Annotated in this window: 14 protein-coding genes; 7 read left to right on the top strand and 7 right to left on the bottom strand. The window is 58.3% G+C overall.

What is annotated here, in order from left to right; all coding sequences use genetic code 11:
• The first annotated feature begins 13 nt into the window (after positions 1-13).
• Positions 14-1459, top strand: a complete 1446-nt coding sequence (locus HW554_RS06705; protein ID WP_176907809.1) for an SGNH/GDSL hydrolase family protein — start codon at positions 14-16, stop codon at positions 1457-1459.
• Positions 1460-1687: 228 nt separating this feature from the next.
• Here the strand turns inward: HW554_RS06705 and HW554_RS06700 are convergent, their stop codons facing one another.
• A complete protein-coding gene (locus HW554_RS06700) occupies positions 1688-2707 on the bottom strand; it encodes a YpdA family putative bacillithiol disulfide reductase (protein WP_176907808.1) in 1020 nt (339 codons plus the stop codon).
• A 291-nt stretch (positions 2708-2998) separates the two neighbouring features.
• On the opposite strand from HW554_RS06700, the gene HW554_RS06695 reads away from it, so the two are divergent.
• Positions 2999-3460, top strand: a complete 462-nt coding sequence (locus HW554_RS06695; RefSeq protein ID WP_176907807.1) for a lipocalin family protein — start codon at positions 2999-3001, stop codon at positions 3458-3460.
• 274 nt (positions 3461-3734) lie between these two features.
• The gene (locus HW554_RS06690; protein WP_176907806.1) at positions 3735-4202 is read left to right on the top strand and encodes a lipocalin family protein; all 468 of its coding nucleotides are present in this window, start codon (positions 3735-3737) and stop codon (positions 4200-4202) included.
• Between the two features lie 77 nt (positions 4203-4279).
• Here the strand turns inward: HW554_RS06690 and HW554_RS06685 are convergent, their stop codons facing one another.
• The 3 genes from HW554_RS06685 to polA form a co-directional block, all read right to left on the bottom strand.
• On the bottom strand, positions 4280-4711 hold the full coding sequence (locus HW554_RS06685) for a DoxX family protein (protein ID WP_176907805.1): 432 nt from the start codon (positions 4709-4711) through the stop codon (positions 4280-4282).
• 142 nt (positions 4712-4853) lie between these two features.
• The gene (locus tag HW554_RS06680; protein WP_176907804.1) at positions 4854-5333 is read right to left on the bottom strand and encodes a DinB family protein; all 480 of its coding nucleotides are present in this window, start codon (positions 5331-5333) and stop codon (positions 4854-4856) included.
• A gap of 16 nt (positions 5334-5349) precedes the next feature.
• A complete protein-coding gene (gene polA, locus HW554_RS06675) occupies positions 5350-8256 on the bottom strand; it encodes a DNA polymerase I (RefSeq protein WP_176907803.1) in 2907 nt (968 codons plus the stop codon).
• A gap of 91 nt (positions 8257-8347) precedes the next feature.
• Here polA and HW554_RS06670 point away from each other — a divergent pair, with 91 nt between their 5' ends.
• From HW554_RS06670 to HW554_RS06655, 4 genes are all read left to right on the top strand, one after another.
• The gene (locus tag HW554_RS06670) at positions 8348-10894 is read left to right on the top strand and encodes a T9SS type A sorting domain-containing protein (RefSeq protein WP_176907802.1); all 2547 of its coding nucleotides are present in this window, start codon (positions 8348-8350) and stop codon (positions 10892-10894) included.
• Between the two features lie 69 nt (positions 10895-10963).
• Positions 10964-11548 (top strand): DUF1684 domain-containing protein, encoded by a 585-nt coding sequence (locus tag HW554_RS06665; protein ID WP_176907801.1) that lies wholly within the window; start codon positions 10964-10966, stop codon positions 11546-11548.
• Positions 11549-11621: 73 nt separating this feature from the next.
• The gene (locus tag HW554_RS06660) at positions 11622-12212 is read left to right on the top strand and encodes a ferritin-like domain-containing protein (RefSeq protein WP_176907800.1); all 591 of its coding nucleotides are present in this window, start codon (positions 11622-11624) and stop codon (positions 12210-12212) included.
• Positions 12213-12321: 109 nt separating this feature from the next.
• Positions 12322-12918 carry a 3'-5' exonuclease gene (locus tag HW554_RS06655; RefSeq protein ID WP_176907799.1) on the top strand — a complete coding sequence of 199 codons (597 nt, stop codon included), beginning with the start codon at positions 12322-12324 and terminating at the stop codon, positions 12916-12918.
• A 107-nt stretch (positions 12919-13025) separates the two neighbouring features.
• Here HW554_RS06655 and HW554_RS06650 read toward each other — a convergent pair whose 3' ends face one another.
• From HW554_RS06650 to HW554_RS06640, 3 genes are all read right to left on the bottom strand, one after another.
• Positions 13026-13835: a TPM domain-containing protein gene (locus HW554_RS06650; protein WP_176907798.1), complete on the bottom strand. Its 810-nt coding sequence runs from the start codon at positions 13833-13835 to the stop codon at positions 13026-13028.
• A complete protein-coding gene (locus tag HW554_RS06645) occupies positions 13832-14287 on the bottom strand; it encodes a TPM domain-containing protein (protein ID WP_176907797.1) in 456 nt (151 codons plus the stop codon). The genes HW554_RS06650 and HW554_RS06645 overlap by 4 nt, the downstream gene beginning before the upstream one ends.
• A 94-nt stretch (positions 14288-14381) precedes the next feature.
• A complete protein-coding gene (locus HW554_RS06640) occupies positions 14382-14960 on the bottom strand; it encodes a LemA family protein (RefSeq protein WP_092740857.1) in 579 nt (192 codons plus the stop codon).
• Between the last annotated feature and the right edge of the window lie 8 nt (positions 14961-14968).

The raw sequence follows: 14968 nt of genomic DNA, 5'->3' as shown, positions 1-14968 counted from the left end.
CACTCCTGATTCCATGAATACTACTTTGTTTCGCAAATCTGCGCCGATGCTGGCCCTGCTGGGCTTGGCCTTGGGCGCCTGCCAGCCCGACCTGGAAAAGGATTTCGAGCCCAGCAACGGCTCGGCCGATTTCACGACGTACGTTGCCGTAGGTAACTCGCTCACCGCTGGCTTCTCCGACAATGGTCTTTATTTGGAAGGCCAGCAGAAATCTTTCCCTGCCATCCTGGCGCAGCAGTTTGCTACGGTGGGCGGCGGCGAATTCCGGCAGCCCCTGTTCACCGAGACGCAGGCCAACGGTAGCGGCTTCCTTAAAATTACCGACTTCGTTAATGGCGCGCCAGTTATTGGGCGCGAAACGACGAACCTAGCCACCATTCCCAATACGCCCCTGTTCACCCGCTCGGCCGAAACCAACAACCAGAACTTAGGGGTACCCGGCATTCGGGTGGCCGATGTAACGACCGTGGGCTATGGCCGGATTACGCCTCAGAGCAACGCCGGCAACTTTAATCCTTACTTCGAGCGTTTGCTTTCGGGTTCCGATACCAAAACCTATCTGCAATACGTGCAGGAGCGCGTAGGGACCGTGAAGCCGACCTTCTTTACTAACTGGCTGGGCAACAACGATGTTTTGGGTTTCGCTAGCTCAGGTGGTACGGCTGCGCCGCTCACGCCGGTAGCGGAATTTACCGACAAGTACAACCAAGTGGTTGACGCCCTGACCACTGGTGGGGCAAAAGGCATCGTGATTACGGTTCCGAACGTAACCAATGTACCGCTGTTCACGACTGTACCAACGGCCACCGTCATTGCTCAAATTCAGGGTACGCCCATTCCGGCGGCTCTCGTGCCAGTAATCGCGGCCCAGTTGGGACTCCCCGCCGGCTCGCCGCTGCCTGCCGGTACCCGCTTAGGTCTATACGTCCGCACCAGCGCTACCGGAACCGGAGCCGTACGCCTAGCGACGGCCAACGACCTGCTGCTGCTGCCCGCCAGTAGCTTCATCAACTCCGCGCCCGTAGCACCACAACTGTTTCCGGGCGGAGTCGGACTCGTTATTCCAAATGCCCCGGCCGCGACGGCTGCCGCGCTGGCTGCTACAGCCAACGCTGTGCCTAACAGCCTCGTGCTCGACGCGACTGAGGTAACGGCCACGCTCGCGCGCACTACCGAGTTGAACGCCGTCATCCGGGCCAGCGCGGCTCGCAAGGGCCTTGCCGTATTCGATGCCAATGCCTTCTTCGCCACAGTGGCCCCCAACGGTATTGTAGTGAACGGGGTGAACAACACGGCTGCTTTCGTAAGTGGCAACCTGTTCTCGCTCGACGGTGTGCACCCCACGCCTCGCGGCTACGCCATTGTGGCCAACGAGATGATCAAGGTCATCAACTCGACCTACGGGGCCAAGGTGCCCACGGTAAACCCGAACAACTACCGGGGCGTGAAATTCCCATAATATTTTGGTTATCAGCTTGCTAAAAAAGCGCCCGCCTCAATTGAGGCGGGCGCTTTTTTACATTTATGGGTTGGCCCGGCAGGGAAAGGTGGCCGGCAAAACACCCGTCATGCTGAGCTTGCCGAAGCATCTCTACCGCCAAAGCAACCAGACAGAATTAGCGTAGAGATGCTTCGGCAAGCTCAGTATGACGGGTGTTTTACCCCATTATCACCAGCACTTTCCCTTTCAACTCCCTAGCTGCACTGGCTGTAATACCTCCGGCAGGGCAGGAACTGGTTCGCCGGCCAGGCGGGCAGCAATGAGCTGGGCGTGGTATCGGCCGTTTTCGATAAACCAGCGGCTGGTGTTGCGGCCGCCGCACACGGTGCCGGCCAGGTACAGGCCGGGGCGGTTAGTTTCGAGCGTGTCGGCGTCGTGGCTGGGCGTCTGGGCTGCGTCGGTGCCGCAGGTAATGCCCAGGGCCGCCAGGAAGGAGAAATCGGGGTGGTAGCCGGTGAGGGCGTATACGAACTGGGCCGGCAGCGTGCGTGGCCCCTCGGGCGTGGCCACCTCTACCGCGCCGGGCGTAATGCGGGTGGCGCTACTATTAAACAGGGCACCGATGCGGCCTTCCTTGATGCGGTTGACGAGGTCGGGCCGAATCCAGTATTTCACGGATTCGGGGATGTCGGGGCCGCGCACGAGCAGGGTGGGGCGGGCGCCGGCCCGCAGCAGCTGCAGTGCCGCTTTGGCAGCCGAGTTTTTGGCTCCGATAATCACCACATCCTGGCCTACGTGGGCGTAGGGCTCCTTGTAATAGTGCGACACGTGGGGCAGGTCTTCGCCCGGCACATCGAGGTAGTTGGGCAGGTCGTAGAAACCGGTAGCCACGATTACAAAACGGGTTTGCAGCCGGGCCTTATCGGTAATAACCGTGAAGCTGCCTTCTTTGCCTTCCAGCCCAATTACCCGCTCGTAGAGACGCAGCGTCAGGTTTTCGGTCTGGGCCACGCGACGGTAGTAGTCGAGGGCATCTTCGCGCAGGGGCTTGTAGTGTAGCGTGGCCATGGGGTGACCCCCGATTTCGAGCAGCTCGGGCGTCGAGAAGAACTCCATGTTGGTGGGGTAGCCCACCAGCGAGTTGGCCAGTGCCCCCTTGTCGAGCACTACTGCCGTAAGGCCGCGCCGCTGCACCTCCAAGGCGCAGGCCAGCCCCACCGGCCCGGCCCCGATTACGGCTACATCGAAGGATAGAGAGTCTTGCATAGTTCCTGCTTTAACCGTGCGTAGCGGCGCGGGGTTATGTTGGCGGATGCTGACTGCACCGTAAGCAGGCTCGCAAAAGTGGCTGCACAGCCCATTTAAAGTAGAAAAGGAGCTTGCCTAAAAGTCCCGACAGGCTGTGGGTAAATAACTGGCAGGTAGCTGAATGGCGGTTGGTGGACGCTCCTGATAAGTCTGATTTCGCTTGAATTGGAATTTTTCGTGGGCAATCGGCTGCTAGTTTTGACGTGCTGCCAGCTTCCCCATTCTCTCACTTTTTATTCTTTGAGCATCATGAAAAGAATTACTTGCTTCCTGCTGGCCTTAACTGCTGGCAGCGTCTTTGTTGGTTGTAGCAACGACAAAAAATCGGAGGACCCTATGCCTCAGTCAAAGTCGGAGCTTTTGATGGCGAAGACCTGGACGATTACCGCCGAAACAGAAACAGTCGGCACTACAACCAAGAGCGTATTCGAAAAGTATGACGCCTGTGAACTGGATAATACCACGCAGTTTTTAGCAGGAAACAGCATGAGTTATGACCAGGGCGCGATTCAGTGCGACCCGGACGAGCCGCGCACTATTACAGGTAGCTGGGCCTTGTCAGAAAACGATACCAAGCTCGCCCTTGTCGTGTATGGCTTCGGAACGCAGGGCAAAATTGAAGAGCTGACGGAAAACAGGATGGTGCTATCCGAAACGGCAACAGTCAACAATCGGAAGGTAGAAACCACAATTACCTTCTCAGGTAAATAACAAAGCACTTAGCATTTTCATCCTTCTAATGAAGCTGTTTTGAAAGTCAAAAGGAAGCCAGATGAAGCATGACATCCTAATTGATTCCTGACACTTCCTAAACAGCTTCAATATTTACGCAAGTAGTTTGTTGTGCGAAGTGCCAGCCTCGTGTCTCGTTGCCAATGGCCGGGCCATCACCTGTAAACTGGTCCATTTTCAGGACTTGGCGAGTAGATGTTCCGGTTTGATGGATACATTGCTGTCTTATACACCTTTCCCTTCCAACCTTATTATGAAAAAGTATTCATTGCTGGCAGCTGTAGCACTACTGACTGTTGGTTCATTCGCGTCGTGTAGTAAAGACAAAGACCCCACGCCCATTACCAAGAGCGAGCAGCTTGCCGCCCGGAACTGGCGCATTACGGCCTTCACCGTCAAGCAAGGCAACAACCCCATAGTTGATGAGTTTGCACGGACCGCCCCCTGCGATAAGGACGACTTCTATCAGTTTAAGGCCGATAAGACTTTTGTGCTTGATGAGGGCGCAACCCGCTGCAGTCCGAACAGCCCGCAGACCAACGTTAGTGGTTGGGACATCAATGCCGACGGTACCATTTTGCTGCTGCTGGAAATGAAGGGTGCTACCAGCGCCGAGCTTTACGAAATCAAGGAGCTTACCAACGACAAGCTGCGTATTGGCCAGACGTTCACGGAAGATGGGGAGAGTTTAATAGCCGATATTACGTTCACGGCGTTCTAGGCACCACCATAGCGTCCAAACAAACGTCCCGCTGGCACTAGCCGGCGGGACGTTTTTGCTGCACAAGCGCCAGGAACCTATGCCCGGCCCCGTCGCGCCGTAATAGCTTTCAGCGCCCCGGTGCTCCACAGCGCCCAGCCAATCAGCACGGGCTGAAAAAACAGGCGGCCCAGGCGCTTGGCATCGGTATCGAGGCCGAAAGCTGACAGCTGGTGGGTGTACTGGTGGATGTTGCCCGGAAACACGGCCGCGTAGAATAGCCCCAGCCCCAGGCCCATACGTACCCGGTTGCGGCCCTTCAACAGCAGCAGCCCCAGGCCAAGCCCAATTTCTACCACGCCCGAAGCCAGTACCACCGTATCCTTGTCGAGTGGCACAAAATCGGGTACCTGAGCCTGAAACGCTTGCCGTTGAAACGTGAGGTGGCCAGTGCCGGCCACAACCATAAAGGTGCCCAGCAGCCCGCGGGCTACGTTTTGCAGGGTGGTGGTATGAGGTTGAGGGAGCATGGGAGTTGCGGTTGAATTAAGTTCTACAGGATAACTATACGGCCGTTCAGCCGGTGCGAACAACTGCGCCAGCATTCCGCAAACCCAACGGCTCCTCCATCCTGAAGTATTCCTGAATACCTGCAAAGGGCCGCCGCGGCTACTACCAGAGGTGTAATAGCCGCCGAATCAGAATGATTTCGCCGGTGTGATAGGCCGCGTGGTCGCCAATCAGTAGCGCCTCGCGCAGAATCGTCTGGCCGTCGCCGTGCGGAATGAGGGCTAATAAATCGGTATCGGGGTGCTGCAACAGGTCGATGAAGCGCTGCCGGTCAGTCTGAATTTGGGTAAGCGTCTGGTACCACTGCGCTTCGTCGGCGGTAGAGGTTTGGGCGGGCCAGTAGCCCGCAGGCCAGTCTGGAGAAGTATGCTCGGCTCCAAGAGAAAACTCCACAATATCCCACTGCGCAATGCGCACATGCTCAACCAACTGCCAGATAGTATACGGCGCCTCAGGCACGTGTTGGTTCCAGTGCGTGGGCGTGAGGTCGGCGCAGGCATACTCAAATGTAACGTGGGCATTGCCCTGCGTAAGCAGACTGATTAGCTCGGTAACAACGCCCTGTTTTGTGGTCTGATCCATTGGTTTACCGGAAAACTTAGTGCGCCTGCAGCCAGTTCTCGCCCATGCCTACTTCCACTTCCAGCGGCACGCCGTGGGGCAGCAGCAGAGCGGTGGCCATCAGCTCCTTGATTTTGGGCGTGATGTAGGCCACTTCCTCCCGTACGGCATCAAAAACTAGTTCGTCATGCACCTGCAGAATCATGCGGGTGCCGAGCTTTTCCTGTACCAGCCACTCGTGGATGTTGATCATGGCCTTCTTAATGATATCGGCCGCGGTACCCTGGATGGGGGCGTTGATGGCGTTGCGCTCGGTGTAGCCGCGCAGCGTGGCGTTGCGCGAGTTGATGTCGCGCAGGTAGCGGCGGCGGCCGAGTAGTGTTTCGGCATACTCCAGCTCGCGGGCCCGGTTGATGCTCTCGTCCATGTACTGCTTCACCGACGGAAACTCCTCGAAATAGGTCTCGATAATCTCAACGGCCTCCTTGCGGCCGATGCCAATGCGCTGGGCCAAGCCGAAGGCCGAAATGCCGTAGATGATGCCGAAGTTGACGGTTTTGGCCTTGCGCCGCATCTCGCCGTCTACCTCGCTCAGGGGCACTTTGAACACCTTGCTGGCCGTGCTCGTGTGAATGTCCTGACCCAGCCGGAAGGCCTCAATCATCGTTTTGTCGCCCGCAAAGTCGGCCATGATGCGCAACTCGACCTGCGAGTAGTCGGCGGCCAGCAGTACGTGGCCAGCGTCGCGGGGCACGAAGGCCTTGCGGATTTCGCGGCCCTTCTCGGTGCGGATGGGGATGTTCTGCAGGTTGGGGTTGGTGCTGGAGAGCCGGCCGGTGGCCGTTACGGCCTGGTTGAAGCTGGTGTGCACCCGTCCGTCTAGCTCGCACACCAGCTGGGGCAGGGCCTCGACGTAGGTGGAACGCAGCTTGCTGAGTTGGCGGTACTCCAAAATCAGGCCCGCAATGGGCGCGTCGCCGGCCAGCTGGCTCAGGATTTCCTCGCCGGTGGCATACTGGCCGGTTTTGGTCTTCTTGATTTTCTTGCCGCCCAGATCCATCTTATCGAATAGTACCTCGCCCAGTTGCTTGGGCGAGCCGATGTTGAACTCCTCGCCGGCTTCCTGGTAAATCTGGCCTTCCAGCTCCGTAATGTAGCCCTGCAACTCGGCCGAATACTCGCCCATTGCCTCAGAGTCAATCTTCACGCCTTCGTACTCGATGGCCGCCAGCACCGGCACCAGCGGGTTTTCCACCTCGTTCAGCAAATCGAGCAGGCCCACTTCCTTCAGCAGCGGCTCGAACACATACTTGAGCTGCAGCGTTACGTCGGCGTCTTCGCAGGCGTAGTCCGACACCTCGGCCGGAGGTAGGTCGGCCATGGTTTTCTGATTCTTGCCTTTCGGGCCGATAAGGGCCGTGATGGGTACCGGCGTGTAGTGCAGGTAGGTTTCGGCCAGCACGTCCATGCCGTGGCGCATGTCGGGCTCCAGCAGGTAGTGGGCCAGCATGGTATCAAACAGCGGCCCCCGGATTTCGACGCCGTAATGCTTGAGGATGGTGAGGTCGTACTTGATATTCTGGCCCACTTTCAGGATGCTTTCGGCATCGAAAAACGGCCTGAACTCGTCCACCAGCGCTTGGGCGGCAGCGTCGTCGGTCTGCGGCACGGGCACGTAATAGGCCTCGCCGGGTAGCCAGCAGAACGAGAGACCCACGAGCCGGGCCGTCATGGTGTCGAGGCCGGTGGTTTCGGTGTCGAAGCTGACTTCGGTTTGCAGCAGCAGGAACTCCAGCAGCTCGGCCCGGAGCGCGGGCGTATCCATCAGGTGGTACTGGTGGGCCACGTCCTCCAGCGTGCGGCGCGGGCCGGTGGGCGCGCCGGCCTCGCCGGTGCTGCCTTCCTCGGCGCCGATAGCCACGGCCGCATCAGACGACGCGCCGAACAAGCTGCCCTGGCCGGCAGTAGCCACTTTGGGCCGCCGGGCGCCGCGCGGGGTGGGAGTGCCGCCGTTGGTAACGCCGGCCGGGCCGGCTCCGTCGCCGAGCACGCGGGCGGCCAGTTGGCGGAATTCCAGCTCATCAAACAGGCGGCGCAGCTCCTCCATATCGGGTTGGTCGAGCACAAGCTTATCGGCTTCAAACTCGATGGGCACGTTGAGATGAATGGTAGCCAACTCCTTGCTCATGAGGCCCTGCTCGGCAAACTCGCGCACGTTCTGCTGCTGCTTGCCTTTCAGCTTATCCACGTTAGCAATCAACCCTTCTACCGAGCCGTACTCCTGAATCAGCTTTTTGGCCGTTTTCTCGCCGATGCCCGGAATGCCCGGAATGTTGTCGGAGGCGTCGCCCTGCAGGCCCAGAATGTCAATCACCTGCTCCACCCGCTCAATCTCGAAGCGTTGCAGCACGTGGGCCACATTGAGGATTTCGGCGGCGTTGCCCATGAAGGCCGGTCGGTAGATTTTCACGCAGTCGGTTACCAGCTGGCAGTAGTCTTTGTCGGGCGTCATCATGTACACCTCGCCAAAGCCCTGCTGCTCGGCCCGGCCGGCCAGTGTGCCAATCACGTCGTCGGCCTCAAAGCCTTCCACCATCAAGATGGGAATATGAAAGGCCTTGATAATCTGCTTGATGTAGGGAATGGCTAGGCCGATATCCTCGGGCATGGCCTGGCGCTGGGCCTTATAGTCGGCGTACTGCTCGTGGCGAAACGTCTTCTTGGCCGCATCAAACGCCACCCCAATGTGCGTGGGCTTCTCCTTCTGCAGCACTTCCACCAGCGTATTGGTAAAGCCCAGAATGGCGCCGGTGTTCAGGCCCTTGGAGTTCACGCGCGGATTCTTGCTGAAAGCGAAATGGGCGCGGTAAATCAGAGCAAAGGCGTCGAGCAGGAACAGCTTGCGGGCGGGGGCAGGGGCGGGAGTTTCGGCAGAGTCGGTCATAGGATAGCGAAGGTACGGAAGCCAGGAAAAGGGGACGGAGACTGTTGGGAAAAGCGGTAATTTTATCCCATCCATTCATTCGTTTCAGCTTATGAAAACACCCTTACACTGCCTAGTGGGCCTGTTATTATTATCAGTCATCGGAATCAGCGAGCCGGTTCATGCCCAAAAGCTGGACCTTAGCTTCGGACCCGTCGAAACATGGCAACCATCCAAGGTTTTCAGTACAGAAGAGCAAGCCGACGGGAAAGTTCTTATTGCGGGCCCTTTCACCCGCGTTGGGGGCCGCGCCGCTACCGGTTTAGCCCGGCTGAATGCGGATGGTACGCTGGATGAGGCCTTCACGAAAACGGCTGCCGTAGAGAGCACCATCTGGAAAGTACGTCAGTTCGCTAACGGGCGGGTTTTAGTATCTGGTTACCAACAAATAGTAGTGGGGGGGCGCACCTATAACGGGCTGGCCTTATTGAATGAAAATGGTACACCGGTGGCCGGCTTCTCCCCCGAGCTTGCGGCCGATAACTACATTGTGACACTAGCGGTGCAGGCGGATAACAAGATTCTGCTGGCCGGTTTTTTTTCGAATGTAGTGAGCGGACAGACCCATCATCTGGTGCGTCTGAATGCTGATGGAAGCCTGGATAAGCCATTCATGGCTGCACTGGGTACATCCTTCGTCAGTAATTACACCAGTAGTCCTTATACTAATAATGAAGTAACGGCACTGCTGGTGCAGCCGGATGAAAAAATAGTAGTGTCCGGACGTTTCCAGGAAGTTGGCAGCTACTCCCGGCGGGGATTAGTGCGCCTGAACAAGGGCGGAACAGTCGATGCCGGTTTTGTGCCTGCCTTGCCGAGTGGGCCCAATTTCGAAACACTGGTTCATCATCTGGCCCTGGACCCCCGAAGCAACCAATTGGTAGCCGCCACTTACAACTTGGGGAGTACCAGCCGGGAAGGCCTATACCGGTTTACAAATACGGGAGCAATCGACCCGACTTTTCAGGCTGCGCTACCGTTGACTTCCTCGGGCACTAGCACAATTTCTGACCGGTCGTTGGCCGTTGATGCAACTGGCGGAGTACTGCTGGGTAGTGATGAGCCGCTCTCCAATGATACGTATCTGATCCGGCTGCTACCTACCGGGGCCATCGATTCGCAGTTTGCCGTGCAGCAGCTGGACAACCAAGTCGGCAACGTAGAGGTGCTGGCAAACGGCGACCTGCTGGTAGCGGGTAGTTTCTCGCGCTACGGCAATCTGCCGCAGGCCAGCTTACTGAAACTGGATAATGCGGCTGAACCCCGGGCAACTTACCGGCCAATGGTGGACGTAACCGGCAGCGTTACCAGCATGGTGCAGCAGTCCACAGGGCAAATCCTTATTGCCGGCCGTTTCCGCGAGGTGAATGGAGTGGCTGCTCATAACCTGGCCCGGCTTACGCTGGCGGGTAGCCTGGATCCCACATTTAGCCTGACGGGCACTGATGGTAGAATCGACCAACTATTGGTACAGCCCGATAACCGGATTGTGGTAGGTGGTGCCTTTTTAAAAGAGGGAAACCATAACTCTCCTCTCGTTGCCCGCTTCCTGGCAGACGGGCAACCCGATGTTGCTTTTTACACTGGTTTGGCAATACCATCTTACTTTCCTACGGACATGCTTGTATCGGCTCTTGCATCCCATACCAATGGTGCAGTGCTGGCTGGTTTGCGCATTCGAGGTTATGAGTCGATCAAGCTATACCGATTCCTGTCTGATGGCAAGGCGGACAAGGAGTATGAGCGCAACTTGGGCGCAGGGATCAAAGATGTCAACAACATAGCTGTCTTGACTGACCAGCGGCACTACGTGACGGGTTTCCGATATAACGGAGGTATTGTGCCTTACATGGCCAGGCTCGATGCCGATGGTACTCCCGACCAATCTTTTGCGCCGGCTCCTAATCCAGTTGAGCAGTACTCCGCGGTAATAGAGAAGCTGTTGATACAGGTAGATAACAAGGTGATTATTGGGGGCTTTTTCAAAGAAGCCAATGGCGGCTACCTAACCAGTAAACTGCATCGGCTAAATACTGACGGCAGTCAGGACGGCACTTTCGTGGATAATGTGACCAGTGGCGGAAACGGCGTAAGCAGATTAGCTCTGCAGGCGGATGGGCGGATCCTGGTAGGCGGCAGCAATGCAATCAATGGCTCAGTATATCGCCTTAACTCAAATGGCGGGCTCGACGCTTCCTTTCAAGGCAAAGGACTTTACAATAAGGACGTATATAATCTACTTGTGCAGGCGGATGGTCGCATCCTCACGGCCGGACCTTTCACCGAGGTGGATGGGCAACCCCGTGCCGGTTGGGCCCGCCTCACGGGCGCGGCCGTGCTGGAAGTCGGTCACCAACAGGCTACTGCCAAATTGGAGGCATGGCCTAATCCCGTCCGTAATCAATTGTACCTGCGCTTGGATGCGACAGCCGCACCGCGCACGGTCATGTTGTGCAGTGTGCTGGGGCGAGTGGTTTACAGCCAGTCCGTAAGTACTTCGCAGATACAGGTACCAGTCGGCAACCTGGCCGCGGGTGTATACCTGCTGCGGGTAGAGTACGCCGACGGGCCAGTAACGCGCCGCGTGGTGGTAGAATAATCTAGGGGAAACGTAGACTGCGGTATGAAAAAACCTCTTTCTTTGTTAGGCCTGCTTTCTGGGTTTGGTGTGACCTGCGCCCAGCCTGCCATCCAAAAACCCATCCCCACCGAGCACACGCAGCAGGTAGCGGAATTTCAGCGCGAGCTGAACGCCGAGTTCACCGACCCGGCCCGCAGTCCGCTCTCGGCCGAAGCGCGCCGGAGCTTTGCGGGGCTGCCTTTCTACCCGACCGATTACGCAGCCTGCGTGCTGGCCCGTTTCGTGCCCGACTCGCTGGGGCCAGTTTTCGCCATGCCCACCAGCACGGCCAAGCGTCTGCTGTACCGCAAGTATGGCGAGTTGCATTTCGAGCTGAGCGGCCAGCCAAGGCGGCTAGTCATGTACCAGAGCCTCGACCTGCTGACCAACCCGGCCTACCGCGACTACCTGTTCGTGCCCTTCACCGACCGCACCAATGGCCACGGCTCCTATGGCGGCGGCCGCTACCTCGATTTCCGCCGGGGCCAGATTCGGGGCGGGCATGTGGTGCTCGATTTCAACCGGGCCTACAACCCCTCCTGCGCCTACGCTGCGGGTTACGACTGCCCTGTGCCGCCAGCCGAAAACCGGCTGACCGTGCACGTGGAGGCCGGTATCCGGCACGACCACTAGGCTGCCGATGGTTTTTTGGCTAACCAAGTGCCTGGGTTTGGCGTAAGCCGGGTGAAACTAACCGAACTTCCTTATGAAATCCACTCAAACCGACTCCAACAACGACCAAAAAACCAACGCCAAGTCATCTGGAATGATTGGCAAGCTCGTAGGCGGCGCCCTGCTGGCGCTGGGTGTAAGCTACTTCGTTACTAAAAATCAGGGCAAAAAAGCAGCAGTATCCGACAGTGAAACCGATTCGCTGCAGGAGTTGCTGCTGTTTGTAAATGACCGGATAGCCGGCTACAAGCGAGCAGTTGATGAGAGCAAGGATGCGGAGCTGACCGGCTACTACAAGCAGCTGGTGAGCCAGAGCCAGCAGTTTGCCAACCAGCTCAATCAGCATCTGCGCCAGTTGGGTGGCGGCCGCGAAACCGGCACTACGCTCAAAGGTAAACTGTACCGCCGCTGGATGGACGCCAAAGCCACCGTTACCGGCTTCGACGAAAAAGCCATCCTCGCCTCCAACGTGTACGGCGAAGAATGGGCCCTCAAAGCGTATAAGGACGCGCTTGACAGCCAGAGCCTCACCGGCCAGTTGCGCCAGGAAGTAGAGCGCCAGTACGAAAAGTCGCAGCAGACCTACGACAAGCTTAAGAAGCTCGAAGGCAAGCAATCAGCGTAAGTAAAAAGTTTGTAAGCACTACGGCCCGTGCAGCTCCAGTTGGAGTTGCACGGGCCGTAGTGCTTACACGTCTGTTTGTTATCTGTTTTTTGCTTCATTGTTACGCTATATGCGCTACATTTCGCTCGACCTCGAAACCACCGGCGGCCGGCCGGCTCGTCACCAAATTCTGGAAATGGCCGCCGTGGTGGAAGACTCCAAAAACCTGCGGCCGCTGGCCGAGCTACCGTATTTCCGGCGCGTGGTGCGCCACTCCGAGTACGTGGGCACGGCCGGCGCGCTGGCCCTCAACGCAGGTCTGCTGCGCGAGCTGGCCAGCAAAGAGCCCAACCCCGAACTGTGCGACCCGGCCGATCTGCTGCCTCAGTTGCGCGAGTTCCTGCTGGTGCAGGGCTTCAAAACCGATAAGAAGGATTGTGTGGCCGTGACCATGGCCGGCAAGAATATTGCCTCCTTCGACCTGGGATTTCTGCGCGAGCTGCCTGGCTACGGTACGTTGGTGCGGGCCGAGCCTGCCATGCTCGACCCGGCCGCCTTCTACCTCAACTGGCGCAAAGACAGCCGCCTGCCCACCATGCAAACCTGCAAGGCCCGCGCCGGCTTTGCCGACGACACCGTGGCCCACCAAGCCCTAGCCGACGCACTCGACGTAATCGAGCTGCTACGCCCGTTCTATGAGACGCCAGTGTACAAGCGGAGCGAGTGAAGCCGCCGCCTGTCATCCTGACGAAGGAAGGACCTGGAAGGAAGCCAGCCTCAAGAGGGAATAGCTTCTTTCCAGGTCCTTCCTTCGTCAGGATGACAGGTGTGTGGCTACCAACTGCCGGAGGCACCGCCGCCGCCGCTGCTGCCGCCGCCGAAACCGCCGAAGCCACCGCCGCCAAAACCGCCGCCTCCGCCCCCGAAGGTGCCCCGGCCGCCGCTGAAGTCGCCGAAGATGAGGGGTGGAATCATGGAGCCACCGAAGCCCCGGTTGCGCCGCCCACCGCTCCCGCCACCGCGGTTACGGAACAGGATGAATAGAATAAGCACCCCGATGACGAGCCAGAACGTGATACCCGAGCCGCTGTCGTCGTCCGAGGCGCGCTGCCGGGTGGTCTGGTCGGCCTTGTACTCGCCCTGAGCCAGCGAAATCAGCTGGTCGGTGGCGCGGTTGAGGCCGTCGTAGTAGCGTTCCTGCTTGAAAGCCGGAACGATGGTATTGGAAATGATGCGTTTGGAAATAGCGTCCGGAATGGCTCCTTCGAGGCCGTAGCCAGTATGGATGCGCGCCTTGCGCTCTTGCTTGGCTACCAGCAGCAGTACGCCGTTGTTGTTGCTTTTCTGGCCGATTCCCCAAGCCTGGTAGAGCTTCTGGGCGTAATCGAAAATGTCATAGTCGCCCAGGCTGGGCACCGTCACCACCGCAATCTGCGACGAAGTGGAGTCGTTGTAGGCCACCAGTTTCCGCTCCAGTTGGTCTACCTCGTCGGGGCGCAGCATCCCGGCCAGGTCGTTCACGAGGCGGGGCGGGTTGGGCCGGGGTGGTACATCCTGGGCCGTGGCCACCAGCGCCAGCAACAGTAGCCCAAGGGCCAGCAGCCAGCCGGTGGGCCGCCTCAAATTCATTATCAGATGCTTCATGGGCGCTTGGAGGTCGGGTCGCCAAACGAAATGGAGTCGTCCAGCTCGTTCTTGTCGGTGGCGGCATTGTAGGGGAAGTAGCGCTGCAGCTGTTCGCCCGCCATCCGGATGCCGGCTTCCAGGCCCAGCACGTATTTCTCGGTACGGAAATGCTTAAGCACGTTTTCCTTGGCTGCTTCCCAGAAGTCGTCGGGTACGGCCGAGTTGATGCCCGCGTCGCCGATAACGGCAAACTGCCGGCTTTGCCACGCCAGGTAAAAAAGTACGCCATTGCGCTGGGCCGTGTGGTGCATCCCCAGGTCGGCAAACACTTGGGCGGCGCGGTCAAGCGGGTCAGGCGAGGGGCAGGAGTCTTCCAGATGCACCCGGATTTCGCCCGAAGTGCGCAGCTCGGCCTGCCGGATGGCTTCCACCAGCGCCGCTTCCTGTTCGGGAGTGAGAGGGTTAGTCATAGTAGTTGTCAGTTGCTGGTTGTCGGTTGTCAGGTCGTTCTTGACAATCGACGGGTAGCGACTGACAACCGACAACCAGCAACTGACAACTGAATTAGAATTGTACCGTCGGGGCCTTCTGCGAGGCAGCATCGGCCTCGAAGTACGGCTTCTCGGCAAAGCCGAACAGACCGGCAAACAGGTTGTTGGGGAAGCTCTTAATGTAAGCGTTGTAGTCGTTTACGAGGCCATTGAACTTGTTGCGCTCCACGTTGATGCGGTTTTCGGTACCTTCAATCTGGGCCTGTAGCTCCTGGAAGTTGGCGTTGGCCTTCAGTTCGGGGTAATTTTCCGACACGGCCAGCAAACGGCCGAGGCCGGCACCTACCTGGCTCTGGGCGGCCTGGAATTTCTGCAGATTTTCGGGCGTCAGTTGGTCGGCGTTGATTTGCACACTTGTGGCCTTGGCCCGGGCTTCAATTACTTCAGTCAGCGTCGATTTCTCGAAGTTGGCGGCGCCCTTCACCGTATTTACCAGGTTAGGAATCAGGTCGGAGCGGCGCTGGTAGGAGCTCTGCACGTTGGCCCACTGGCCCTTTACGGCCTGGTCCTTGGTTACCATCGAGTTGTAGCCGCACGACGACTGGGAGAGCATCAGCACGATGCCGGCAAAATAGAGCAGAAAGCGTTTCATGGGAGAGA

It is taken from the genome of Hymenobacter lapidiphilus, from assembly GCF_013377885.1.
GTDB classification, from domain to species: Bacteria; Bacteroidota; Bacteroidia; order Cytophagales; family Hymenobacteraceae; genus Hymenobacter; species Hymenobacter lapidiphilus.
This window is presented reverse-complemented; position numbering and strand designations above follow the sequence as displayed.